This window comes from Lactobacillus sp. ESL0677, from assembly GCF_029392875.1.
GTDB lineage: Bacteria > Bacillota > Bacilli > Lactobacillales > Lactobacillaceae > Lactobacillus.
In genome coordinates this window covers 302,595-315,621 of the sequence record NZ_CP113946.1, presented here as the reverse complement: position 1 = coordinate 315,621, position 13,027 = coordinate 302,595, and the positions used below count along the sequence as shown (strand labels likewise).

General features: G+C 36.7%; 12 protein-coding genes. 2 read left to right on the top strand and 10 right to left on the bottom strand.

Annotated elements, in window-relative coordinates; genetic code table 11:
• Positions 1-17: 17 nt before the first annotated feature.
• The 5 genes from OZX76_RS01610 to OZX76_RS01590 all read right to left on the bottom strand — a co-directional run bounded on the left by OZX76_RS01610 (position 18) and on the right by OZX76_RS01590 (position 5,968).
• The gene (locus OZX76_RS01610) at positions 18-770 is read right to left on the bottom strand and encodes an IclR family transcriptional regulator (protein WP_277180391.1); all 753 of its coding nucleotides are present in this window, start codon (positions 768-770) and stop codon (positions 18-20) included.
• 402 nt (positions 771-1,172) lie between these two features.
• Positions 1,173-1,691: a galactose-6-phosphate isomerase subunit LacB gene (gene lacB, locus OZX76_RS01605; RefSeq protein WP_277145079.1), complete on the bottom strand. Its 519-nt coding sequence runs from the start codon at positions 1,689-1,691 to the stop codon at positions 1,173-1,175.
• A gap of 70 nt (positions 1,692-1,761) precedes the next feature.
• Positions 1,762-2,190: a galactose-6-phosphate isomerase subunit LacA gene (lacA, locus tag OZX76_RS01600; protein ID WP_277134227.1), complete on the bottom strand. Its 429-nt coding sequence runs from the start codon at positions 2,188-2,190 to the stop codon at positions 1,762-1,764.
• Between the two features lie 22 nt (positions 2,191-2,212).
• Entirely contained in the window at positions 2,213-2,968 is a 756-nt protein-coding gene (locus tag OZX76_RS01595) for a DeoR/GlpR family DNA-binding transcription regulator (RefSeq protein ID WP_277134226.1), read from the bottom strand.
• Between the two features lie 252 nt (positions 2,969-3,220).
• Positions 3,221-5,968 (bottom strand): TIM-barrel domain-containing protein, encoded by a 2,748-nt coding sequence (locus OZX76_RS01590; RefSeq protein WP_277180389.1) that lies wholly within the window; start codon positions 5,966-5,968, stop codon positions 3,221-3,223.
• A 235-nt stretch (positions 5,969-6,203) separates the two neighbouring features.
• On the opposite strand from OZX76_RS01590, the gene OZX76_RS01585 reads away from it, so the two are divergent.
• Together OZX76_RS01585 and OZX76_RS01580 are read left to right on the top strand one after the other, a co-directional pair.
• Complete coding sequence (locus OZX76_RS01585; RefSeq protein WP_277180387.1) at positions 6,204-7,976, top strand: oligopeptide ABC transporter substrate-binding protein; 1,773 nt, start codon at positions 6,204-6,206, stop codon at positions 7,974-7,976.
• 24 nt (positions 7,977-8,000) lie between these two features.
• Positions 8,001-9,083 (top strand): PTS sugar transporter subunit IIC, encoded by a 1,083-nt coding sequence (locus tag OZX76_RS01580; protein ID WP_277180385.1) that lies wholly within the window; start codon positions 8,001-8,003, stop codon positions 9,081-9,083.
• A gap of 64 nt (positions 9,084-9,147) precedes the next feature.
• On the opposite strand, the gene OZX76_RS01575 is transcribed toward OZX76_RS01580, so the two are convergent.
• The 5 genes from OZX76_RS01575 to OZX76_RS01555 form a co-directional block, all read right to left on the bottom strand.
• The gene (locus tag OZX76_RS01575) at positions 9,148-10,077 is read right to left on the bottom strand and encodes a phosphate/phosphite/phosphonate ABC transporter substrate-binding protein (RefSeq protein ID WP_277180383.1); all 930 of its coding nucleotides are present in this window, start codon (positions 10,075-10,077) and stop codon (positions 9,148-9,150) included.
• 462 nt (positions 10,078-10,539) lie between these two features.
• Complete coding sequence (locus OZX76_RS01570) at positions 10,540-10,701, bottom strand: hypothetical protein (RefSeq protein WP_277180381.1); 162 nt, start codon at positions 10,699-10,701, stop codon at positions 10,540-10,542.
• 867 nt (positions 10,702-11,568) lie between these two features.
• Positions 11,569-11,760, bottom strand: a complete 192-nt coding sequence (locus OZX76_RS01565) for a hypothetical protein (RefSeq protein WP_277180379.1) — start codon at positions 11,758-11,760, stop codon at positions 11,569-11,571.
• Between the two features lie 166 nt (positions 11,761-11,926).
• A complete protein-coding gene (locus tag OZX76_RS01560; protein WP_277180377.1) occupies positions 11,927-12,124 on the bottom strand; it encodes a hypothetical protein in 198 nt (65 codons plus the stop codon).
• A 267-nt stretch (positions 12,125-12,391) separates the two neighbouring features.
• A complete protein-coding gene (locus OZX76_RS01555; protein ID WP_277180375.1) occupies positions 12,392-13,006 on the bottom strand; it encodes a Type 1 glutamine amidotransferase-like domain-containing protein in 615 nt (204 codons plus the stop codon).
• Positions 13,007-13,027 lie beyond the last annotated feature (21 nt).

Genomic DNA, 13,027 nt, shown 5'->3' with positions numbered 1-13,027 from the left:
ATTTTACAAGTGATTTTTCAAATTATTTCTATTATTTGATTCCTAGTTGAAATGATAAGCTTTTTTAAATCATCTAGTAGTAATTCGTCTAGTCGATATTGTGGTGTACTAACACTAATTGCACCAAAAACTTTGCCATATTTTTGAATAGCAGCCCCGACACAAACTACATCATCTTGATTTTCTTGAGCATCCAATGCATAACCAGCTACTTTAACCTGAGAAATTTGCTTACGAAGTTCACTAATACTAGTAATTGTGCGCTTAGTTAGTGGTTTTAATTCAATCTTAGAAAAATATTCATCTAGTTCATGATCACTCTTAGTAGCAAGAAGAGCTTTTCCCATTGCTGATGAATATAATTCCATTGCTCCACCTACATGAGAATTAAGGTTTACAGTTTGTGGACTATCAATTTTCTTCAATAAAGTAACATGATTATTTTCTTCAACACCAAGATTTATTGTTTCGTTAGTTACTTTACTTAACTCATGTAAATACGGCTCACTAATTGAAACAATATCAAAACTTTTTAACGCTTTATTACCATAGCCAATCATTCTTGAACCCAAAGAATAACGTTTCCCCTCATGATTTTTTCTGACAAATCCAATATAATCAAGAGTTTTTAAAATTTTAAATACAGTTGGTTTAGGTATTACTGCTTTAGTTGATATTTCATCTAATGTCATCCCATTGCTTGTATTCAATAACACATTCATAATTCTTTGTGCTTTTAAAAGCACGGTACCATATAATTTAGTTGCCATTTCTTTTCCTTTCTCAATTAATAAATACGTTGTGTTATATTTATTATATACAAATATTATTTACTATAAAGAAATAAATAAATCTACAGAAATACATTTTAAATATTATAAATCAAAAAAACCAAAATACACGACTTTGATAAAATATCAAAATCGTGTATTTACTATTAAATCATAATAAGTAATATTAATTATCTATAATTATCTCAACTGTCGCAGAATTACCTCCTAATCCTGAAGTATTAAAATTAATTTGATCCGTAAATCGCAATTTTAAGTTGAACACCTACATTAATTAATTTGATAGATGCAATTTAATCATTAGTAAAAAAAGGCAGCTCATATTCAATGAGTTGCCTTTTTGTGTGTGCGATTAAATTCTATTATTTTTATTTATTTTAATTAGTCGTGGTATACGCCTTCGGACCATTTCTTGTTTTCTTCATCAAAGAAATGAACATTATCCTTTTGGTCTGGATTTGGCTTAGCAATATGATCAATTTTATCAATTAATTTTCTGTTAGCATCAGATGGTTCGTACTTAGCATTCAGGTATGAATCGACAATATCAAAAATAAAGTCGCGGCCCAATACAATACCACCAAAGCCTAAAATATTAGCGTTTAATTCACGTCTAGCATATTCAGCTTGAGCAACATCGCCAACCATCGCTGCACGAACGCCTTCGTTCTTGTTGGCAGCAGTTGAAATACCAATTCCTGTACCACAAAGAACGACACCAAGATCAGCACGGCCATCAGCTACATCTTCAGCAACTCTTTTACCATACATTGGATAGTGCGTTCTCGTGTTATCGTGGGTACCTTCATCAATAACTTGGTAGCCTTCTTCTTTTAAATGGTCAGAAATAGCCATTTTTACTGGGGTAACGATATGGTCATTACCCAAAGCAATTACCATATGCTTATCAATTTTAGGATCAACAAATTCTGGTTGTGGTCTATCATTATCAAACATTTTCAAAACCTCCTTAGATCATTTCCTCAAGCATATTCAAACGAATTTGGTGACGACCACCAGCATATTCTGTATCAAGATAGTGCTGTACAATCGAGTATGCAAGTTTGTCACCAACAATGCCGCTGCCTAATGCAATTGCCTTCGCACCATTATGCATTGCGGTCATATGAGCGGTTCTTTCTTCATTGACATTAGCCGTAACCATACCTTTAACCTTATTTGAGGCCATGGCAGAGCCGACACCATATTCGTCAAACATAATTGCCTTTTTAATTCCGTTATCCATTACCTCATGAGTAACCTTCAAACTTGATTCAACAAAGTCTTCTGCTGGCTCTGGCGTTACATCTAAAACGTCATAATCATGACTGTTAAGATAATTCTTTACCTTTTCTTTTAATTCAAAGCCATCTTTATCGCTACCAATAACAACTTTCATAGTTAATCTCCTCTCAGTAAAACTATTTGTAAACAGTTGTAAATTGACTGTAATGCTTTTCTACATCTGATCCTACTTCGCGGTTAGTAATTAACCCATCCACATTCCGTAAATCATAAAACTGATGAAAGTCGCTATGATTTAATTTGGTATAATCTGCAACGACAAATTTACTTTGTGAACGGTCCAGTCCTATACTCTCAGTCTGACCTTCTTCCAAATTAGCTGTTGTCATAGAAGTATTTTTAATCCCATTTACACCAACAAAACCAACTGAAAATGACATGGTTTTTAGTTCGTTATTAGCTAGAGTACCTAAAAAGGCACCACTAATTCTTCTGTACGAACCGCCAACCATAATTAACTCATAATCATTAAGATTGTTACGCGCTGCTTCAAAAACAGGTAGCGAATTAGTTACAATTCGCAGACGTTTAGTCTTAAGATTAGCAACCATTAATTCTAAAGTAGTGCCCGGACCAACATAAATAGAATCATTTTCATGAATCAAATTACAGGCCCGCTTGGCAATCTCAAGTTTTTCCTTACTATGAATTTCCCGCTTTTGCTGGTAGCTCTTTTCATTTCTAGTTTGATCTGATATTAATTGCGCACCGCCATGAATTCGAGAAATTTTACCTAATTTATCCAATTCATTTAGGTCACGTCTAATTGTCATATCTGAAACTGTCAGTGCTTGAGCCAATTCATCCACAGTAACAAATTTTTGAGTATTAATTACTTGTAAAATCGTTTTTAATCTTTCGCTTTTTAACATTGGTTACCTACTTTTTAAACTAGATTCAGCAACTAATTTAGTTCACCTTTAGTATAATTGTTCTTTTTTGTTTGTCAATGTTTGAATATGTTTAATTTTAAAAAGGTAAACAAAAATAATTGCAGATTGTTGCTTTTTCCTACACTATTCCTTACTAATTAAACATTTTAAAACAATTATTCCACTTTAGCAGTAATTCAGGACAAACAAATAGGAAGACTTAAACTAAAGTCTTCCTATTAATTTCAATCTTTAAAACAGCTGTTCCCTGCTCCACTCCGTTGTTCCCTTATCAGTCACAATTTGAACTGTAAAAGCATGTTGTTTGTTTGGCAACAGGCCGTGAACAACCAGCTTCGGCTCTTTAATTCCAGTGTAAAGCACTCCGTCAACTTTAACATTATAAGTAACACGACCTAGATTTTCATCAGCGTATTGCCACGACAAAGTTGTCGTTTGCATGCTGCTGCTACTTAAATCTATTGGCGCTTTGGCTGCAATCTGTTCATTAGGTAAACAATTTTCAGGTGTAACTGTTGTATCAACGCCAGCCAACTGCAGCTCAACTCCTGTTTGACTAACATCAACTGCTGCCAGCTTAATCCGCAAAAAAGTTTGTTCTAAATTGTTACCCACTGCAGCTAAATACGGGTTAGGCAAATAATGTTCATCAAAGTAATAAACATTACTACCCTGAACAAATTCAGCTAAACTTTCAGCTTGCTTCAAGTCACAGTTCTGGTCACCCAACTTAATCGCAATCTCATTTGGTTGCTTATTCATTTTGATTGCCAATTCTGTTGTGCGCTGAGACTTCATCCCCTCATAATGACCAATTGATGGCGCAATTTTAACTAATAATTGGTCATCTACCTGCTCTGCCCCAATCATTGTTTGAGCAAAGGCACCATCTTGATACTTGGCAGAAATACCGTCATCTTCATAAACCGTAATTTGATTTTTCTTCCCAGGATAAATTTCAAATTGCCGTGCTTGCTTTGCCTGCAAATACTCCTTAGGCGTATTTGTCGCTGGTGCCTTAGCAATAATTGCACCTGCTTTAACAAAAACGGGCAGTTTCCAAATAGGTGCCGCAAATTCGTTTATGACCTGTCCACCCTGATATGCCTTGCCTGTATAGTAATCAAACCAAATCTGCTTTTTATCAGGCAAGTAAATCTCATTACGAATATCATTGCCCTCGTCATCAGCAGCAGTATTTTGATAAATTGGTGCAACCAAAAAGGCATCGCCCCACAAGTATTCATATTTTGCCAAATCTGAGTAGCATTCTGGTAAATCTGGATATTCTAAAAATAAAGCGCGAACAAGCGGCTTACCAGCAACAACTGCCTCATGAGCCGCAGTATAAATATATGGCAATAGCATTGTTTTTTGTTTCAAATATGCCCGATTAATCGTCGTGATTGGCTCTGAAAAGGCAAATGGATTCTTCGGATTAGTTCCCCAGCCGTCCATATTCAGTTGAATTGGCGTGAAAGCCTTCCATTGATAGTCGCGCGTATTTATCACAGAATTACTCCCAAGATAAATACCATCCATGTCAGAGCCCACGTTTGGCTGCCCAGACAAGCCTTCGCCAATGTAAGTTGGTATTTGAAAACGAATGTACTCCCACTGGCCGCCTTTTTGGTCACCAGTCCAAACAGCAGCGGTATTATGCGTACCTGCCCAACCATCCATTGTGATAATAAAGGGGCGTAAATTTTGCCCCTTAATCTTTTTAATCATCGCTGCAGCAGTCTGCGTGCCATTAAGACCAAAGGAATAACCAGCACCGACCCAAGCCATATCGGTCTTCAGTACCGTAACTCCAGCTGCAAGTTCTTGTTCAAAATCGCGATCGTTTGCCTTAGGATGAGCTGGATCCACTGGGGATAAACTTTGCTGGGTCCACAACCCGACTTCCACACCACGACTATTTGCATACCGAATAAAGTCTGCTAGATTTTGCAAATTTCCCTGTAAGGAATCGGTCTGACCATAACCCGCACCATAGCCATCATTTGGTAAAAACCACCCCAGCGGCAGATCGTTAGCCAAATATTGGTCAAGCATCCCGCGCGCACTTAACAGATAAGCGGCACCACCTTGTTCACCGTTTAAAGTTTCGCGAATTGCTTGCCCTTTTAATTCTTCCGGCAACTCTTTAGGATGATATTCTCGATAAAAATTCCCGTCTGGATATTTAATCGCACCCTTTTCCTGCGAGTCCACCTTTACCCAATAATCCCGATTATAAGCATTCAAGTGTGCTTCATAAAAGCCAAATATTGGTAGCAATAGCGGCAATCCCGTTAACTCCTGATAAGTATGGATTAACTGATAAGGCGTTGGTGCAAAAAAGTAAATGGCATCAAAGCGATTTTCTTCGTGCTTCGTGGTTATCAATCCTGGAGTTTCACTTGCAAAGTCATATTCGCCGCGAGTAAAAGTATAGCGCAGAACACCATACCCAGCAGTTGACCAATAAAATGGTGCCGGTGAAGCCACACCCTGGTCCAGCCAATTACTGGTGTTGGCGACTACAATCCGCTGCCGAGATAAATTAAAGCGGCCATTCTGCGTTCCGCCACCAAAATAATTAGCTGTATCAGCTGATTGCAAAAACTGGATGCTACTATCAGTGTTGACACTAACTGGCTGCGTCTCCTGTAAAACCAACTTGCCATTCACCCATACACTCATTGCACCAGTATCTTTAGCAAAATTGATCTTCATCTCATCAGTCACAATTGCCCAATTAGCAGTAGTTTCTGTAACACTACTATTAACTGAATGAGAGCCATACTCATCAACTGTCGGTGCCAAAATTCGGGCATGTAGTTCCGCTTGTGATTGCTTCGGCGGAGCGTATTGCCCAGTTGGATCAACATAATAGCGAAAAATATTAGGCGCAAGTAAATAAACTCGTGCAACCATCCCACTAGCATAGCTAACTTCATAAAAGTCATCTTGCTTTAATATATTAATAACCATTTACTTTAGTATCCCTTCTCAAATTTGCTTTTTTAATTTTCATTTTAATTTAAAATAAAATCAAAATTTTAAGTGTTAGCATTCCAAATTAATTACCTAACCTGCATTATACATAATTATCATAAATAATAAAATTAAATTAAAAAATATATTGTATTTTAATTTAATCGCTACTATAATTTATAGCAACAGAAATTTACTTTCATTAAAATAATAACAGATAAGGCAAATAATTATGAAGAAAGATAGATTTGTTAAATATTTGGGCACAGTTTTACTGGCAGCGATGGCTTTAACTGCTTGCGGTAAGAGCAATACCAATTTGAATACTAACGCAACACAAGAAGTCAACAAGTTAAAAACAACGGTTCCTGCAAAGCCCGTCAAGCAAGGTGGCACACTTAAAGTCGCTCTTGAAACAGACACACCGTTTCAAGGCATTTTCTTAGATGAAATTTCAGAAAATGCTGTCGACTATTTAGCATCCCAATTCGGTGATGAAACTTTATTTTACTATGACAATCATTACAAGATTAATGACAAGGGACCAGCTACACTTAAAGTTAATCGCCAAGACAAGACAATTATGGTAACTGTCAAAAAGGGCGTTAAGTGGTCTGACGGTAAACAAGTTACTGCTAAAGATTTAGAGTATTCTTACGAAATTATCGCTAACAAAAAGACTAATTGCGACCGTTATACCGACCAAATGGCCAATATTGTCGGTCTCAAGCAATATCATGATGGTAAAGCTAAAACAATTTCGGGAATTACATACCCAAATGGTGAAAATGGTCGCAGTATTGTGATTCACTTCCAAAGAATGTACCCCGGAATGTACAATGCCGGCAGCAATTGCTACAGCGAAACAGCTGCTCCTTACCATTATCTGAAAAACGTGCCATTTGATAAATTACAGTCCAGCGATCAAGTTCGGAAAGAACCGCTCTTCTTTGGGCCTTATAAAGTACAAAAGATTGTCCGTGGTCAATCCGTTACTTGGGTACCAAACAAGTACTACTGGCGTGGCAAACCAAAACTAGATAAAATTTTGGCTTCAGTTGTTTCGACTAACTCCGCTTCTGAAGCAATTAGGAGTCATAAATTTGACGTCATTAACGTCATTAATACCCAGTGGAACCAAGTCAAAAAGACTAAGGGCTACAATTTCGTTGCTCAAATCCAACTTGTTTACTATTACCTTGGCTTCAAGGTTGGTAAATGGGATAGTAAACTGGAGAAGAATGTTGTTGATAAAAACAATATTATGAACAGTAAGCCACTTAGACAAGCAATGGCCTACGCAATGAATGTCGATCAGGTAGATAAACGTTATACACAAGGATTGAAGTTCAGAATTCCAACCTTAATTCCGGCTGGTTTTGGCGATTACTTTGATAAAAATGCCAAAGGCTACACCTTCAACCTGAAAAAGGCCAACGAAATTTTAGATAAGTCTGGCTACAAGAAAAAAGGCAAATGGCGCACGCAACCTAATGGTAAGCCACTTAAAATTAACTTCATGGCAATGAGTGGTAATGCCACCCAAGAGCCAATTATTCAAAATTACTTGCAGCAGTGGCATAAGATTGGCTTGGACGTTAAGCTTCTAGGCGGCCGGCTCACTGAGCAAAACTCCTTCTACGATAAATTGAACAAGGACAATCCTGACGTCAATGCCTACATTGGTGGTTTTGGCTTATCGACTGAACCTTCACAAGCTAACTTATACGGTGAAAAATCGTTGGGCAACTACTCAAGATTTGCCACTCCAGAAAATACACGCCTAATTGATGAGATGGATGCTCCTGCTTCCTTTAATCATAAACATCGGGTCGAAGTCTTCCATAAATGGCAAAACTACATGAATGAGGAAGCCTACATTGTCCCACTCGACAGCCAATACACAATTACGGCAGTTAATAACAAACTGACCAACTACTCAGTTGACCCATCAAAATGTGCTAACAAACATCCAATTTGGTATGACATCGGTTTTGCCAAATAAAAGCAACTTTAAGGAAAAAACACTATGAATAATACAAAAAATCAAGTTACAGTAAAGGAATTTTTTAATAAAGTTTTATCAGGAACAGCGACGGGAATTATCGTTGGTTTGATTCCTAATGCCGTATTGAGCGCAATCTTAAAATTGTGCGGCACCAATACTTTCACGCTTGGTTTAACCCATGTTTTGTTAGTTTTCCAAGTAGCAACCCCACTATTGATTGGTGCGCTAATTGCCTATCAATTTAACTTTGCACCAATTGATATTGCCATTGTTGCAGGCGCATCCTACGTTGGCTCTGGTGTTACTCAATTCAACGCCCAAGCAATTAATCCTGCAACCAAGCAAGCCGGAATTTTCATTTCATCTGGTACTGGTGACTTGATTAACACGATGATTACTGCAGCTATCGCCGTCTTTCTCACAATGCTAATCGGTAATCTCTTTGGCTCTGTCAAAATCGTCTTGAGTCCAATTGTCGTTGGTGGTGGTTCTGCCTACATTGGCTTCCTGCTTTTACCATTTGTCAGTAAAATTACTACGGGCCTAGGTGCAATCATTGCTTCCTTCACCAAACTACAACCAATTTTAATGTGTATTCTAATCTCATGGATGTTTGCCCTCTTAATCGTCACACCGGTCTCAACAGTTGCCATCGGTATGGCCATTCAGCTTAGCGGCATCGCTGCTGGGGCAGCTGCGATGGGAGTTGCCGCAACCACAATCGTGCTGGTCGTTCACTCATGGAAAGTTAACAAGGCCGGCGTTACCATCGCTGTTGCCCTCGGCGCTATGAAGATGATGATCCCTAACTTATTTAGGCATCCAATTATCATGCTCCCAATAATCATCACCTCAACAGTATCCGCATTGCCGGTAGCCTTATGGCATATTTCTGGAACTCCTGCTTCAGCCGGCTTCGGTCTTGTTGGAATTGTTGGTCCCCTCGCCTCCCTTGACGCTGGTGCTAGCAGTATCAATTTACTATTGGCACTACTTGCTTGGTTCGTCATCCCAGTTGTTACCGCTCTTGCCTGCCGCTTCATCCTTGATAAAATGCTACATATTTACGATGAAAAAGTAGCCTTTGCTTACTTAGGCGAATAATCACATAAACAAAAAGCACGTTCTTAGTTTGATCTGAGAGCGCGCTTTTTTTTGCTAACTAAAATTACTTTTTAACGGCTTGGGCAATCTTCTGATACTTACGGACAATGTTGTAATCACTGTCTTTAGCAGGAATGTAACCTTCTTGGTCATAAACACTTTCAATTACCTTCTTACCAGCCTTGGACTTCCCAATCGCAATGAAGGCCTTAGCCAGTTTTTCACGAAAAGCCTTCGGCAAACTTGGAATCACGGAAATTGTGTCATTGGGTACCGGTCTAGTAAAGTAAATTGGCACCACTTGTGATTTAACTTTCGGGTTGTCTTGCAGAACGTTGTTACGAGCATCTTCAAAGACAAATGCCGCATCAGTGTCACCACTTAAAACGTTCAAGACTCCTTGATCATGACCGGTAACTGTAACTAACTTACAATTCTTAGTAACGTCAAAGCCCTTCTGCTTTAACTCCGCAATTGGAAAAATATACCCAGTTGTTGAAGTCGGACTTTGAATGGAAATCGACTTACCTTTTAAGTCCTTCCAACTCTTAATTTTGGAATTTTTCTTAACCAGAATTTCTGAGCGCAAAGTATGAACCAGTTGCTTAGTCCACGTACCACCCGGCTCCTTTAAACCGTAACGCTCCGATTGCAGTAAGACATCGGCAGCTCCCTGCTTATGCGCTTGAACATAGGCATCAGCAGGTAAAAAGCCAACGTCAACCTTCTTAGATTTCATTGCTTCAATCACAGCATTGTTGTCGGTTGAAACTGTAACATGAGCGGGGATACCCAATCGTTTAGACAACATCTTTTCTATTGGTTTAGCACGCCCCTCCATCTTGTTAGCCGCAACACTAGGGACAAATTGGACATTTAGTGACTTCGGTCCTGCACTATTACTCTGCTTGTGATTGCCGTTGCCACATGCACTCAGCATAACTGTAGCTAGCAGCGCCACAGCAAATGCTGATAACTTTTTGAAATTACGCATAATTACCTATTACCTCCCAAAAACTGCCCACAAAAAAAGACTTACGGCTAATTACAAATGTAAAAAGCACTAAGTCCTTTAGTCTGGATATTATTTAAAAATTGAACGAGCTGCCTAACTCGATAAAAAGGTGGGACTGCCAGCGTTAAAATTGAAATCGAAACGATTTTAATGCTTGGCATAGCTACCACCCCTTTTTGCTCAAATTCAGCCATAGAAAATAATAACAGAAAATATTAATTTTTAAAAGAAAAATTTGTACTATTTTTAACTTTTTCGCATTATAATTCTCATGAGTTCTAGGCAAGTATTGATTGCCTGTGACTAATGCACATGCTATAATATTGGTGTAATTAAAAAGAAGCCTTGTTGGTACCAAGACTTCTTAACATGAGTTTTCGCTTAAAAAGCGATGACTTACCAATTATTCAGAAATAACTGCAAGCTGATAGACTTGGGCAGTTATTTTTTTGCTCTTAATTTAATTAAAGCTGCTCTTAATTCAGCCAACACTTTGATTAAGTCAGTAGCCTTATTAGTTAACTTAGTTAAACTACTAATAATTTCTACCAATACCAAAATAATCATGGCAATTGACAAACCAAGGGCAATAACAGTATCCATGGTGGATACCCGACTAATCCTTTCTGCAAGATTCTAAACTTAATAATTGTTACACCATAAGCATCACTTCCCTAAGTTAGAAATTAGTCACCGCAATCTATTCTTACTCATGCTCAAATTTAATTATACCAAAACCAATTAATTGTTCATAAATAAATCTGATAATTATCTATTGTGAACATTAAATTGCTTACTATTCGTGCACATGCTATAATATCGTTGTAATTAAAAAGAAGCCCTACTACTAATAGGACTTCTCTACGTAGAGCCGTCTTCAAAGAACGGTGGCTACTGAACGATATTTTTGACAAATACGCCCTGTAACTCTCTAAAGTTATTTCTCAGGGCGTTTTTTGTTCGTAATTATTTCTTGCGATTGTCGATGTACGTCAACAAATCAACGAGAAATGTAACTGATAGCAACACAATTGTTGCTACTTCGTAACCACTCACAAATGACTGACCTTTCTACTAAGAGATTGGAGTATTGGTCCATTAAATGCCATAAGCATCATCTTCTTTCAAGCGGTAGCCACCGCCCTTTTTAACTTTTCTACGTTTCTTTATTATAACAAAATTATTTTTATATGAATATAGCTTTTATAAAATATTATTTCGACATACAAATAACGAGCATAAAGCCCGCTATATCATCAACTGTTCCACTATAAAGGATTTTTCTGGCACACAGCTAAAAACTGTGTGCCATTTTACGTGCAATTATACCTTTATTAAATATAATAGTTATTCACTTAACAATTCCATTAATTCTTCATAACTATGGTCACATTCTTCCACCATTTCTGTGGTAACTAATCATTGTTACTTCTTAACTAAAAAGGGCGAAACAGGATTCGCCCTTCATATTTATTTAGACCATATTTTTTGTTGATGATAGCCTGCTTGACGCAACCAATCTTCTACTTCATCAGCTATGTAATATGCTCTACCACCTTCTATTTGGTGATACGGCATACCTGCTTTTCTAAATTTATATAGTAAGGTGGTACTAAAACCAAGAGTACGACATAATTCTTTGCCGTTCAAAACTTTCATCATTTTCAACCTCCTATTTATTGTTAGTTAAACTAAAGCATCTTTAATCTAAATATCTAAAAATAGAATATGCACACTTATTAATAAAATCAAGGGAGATAACAAATCTATGACATATCAATTAAATAAAACTCATTCAATCGTTTATAAATAAGAGCTCAATTATCCACTATTCATCTTTATATGAAGGACTTTGAAAAATAACTATTTCTGTTCCACTATTAATTAATTTTGTTTGCAATAAAGTCATTTTAATTTCACTTTTCCCTTTTCGACCTAATACCATTTTTATTTCTTTGTCAAGTAGCTTTTCATACTCTCTTGCAACAGATATTAATAAGTCTGTTTCAGATTCTGCAACCATCATTCAATAATCTTTCAAAAAAATAGGAACTCTTACGAGTTCCTATACTTATTTACAAATAAGTATGTTTTCTATTGGCTCGAGGTGTTCACACACAACCCTTCAAAGACTCCTTGAGAAAGTGCAATTAAGTCCAACCCACCTAACTCAAATCTACATCTAACAGATACTCTAGTTACCTGTTTTCAAATATTATATTACATGACTTTATAATATAAAGTAAGCTAGTATCAACTTTTTATGAATAATAATTTTTTTAGCGAAAAATTGTTAAATTACTTTGTAATTATCTTCATTAACTATTATTGCTTGAGAATTATTGATAGCAAGCAAGTTAAGTTGGTCTTTATAAGTTTTAAAAGTTTCTTGAACGCTATCAGTAAACGGCGGTTCAATAAAATGCGGCAACGTATAAAAATCGGTAATATTCAATCCTGTATAATCTTTTAAGTCAGGAGCAATTTGTGTGTCATCCATAATTTTATTGTATTCAATGCTAGGTGCCAAAATAATTGCACCAGCTGATTCACCAATGTAAGGAACACCACTATTAATTTCATTGATTAATAATGGCAAAAGATTTTTTCTTTTTAACTCTTGTAATAAATAAAATGTATTTCCTCCACTAATATAGATCATGTTAGCAGCTGATATTTTATTTGCTACGTATTCCGTATCTTCTTTGTCTATGTTTAATTCGTCAACTTTATAATGCAAGCTAGTTAAGACCTGCCTGCCTTCATCAATATATCCAGTATATTCTTCAACATTACCAGCAGTTGGAATAAACAAAACCTTGTTAGTTTTTATGTTACTCGTCTGAATAAAAGCTTTAAATTGTTCACCAACTCCAGCAAAATAAGAACATAAAAAAATTTTCTTCATTTTTCCTCCAAATATTTACGT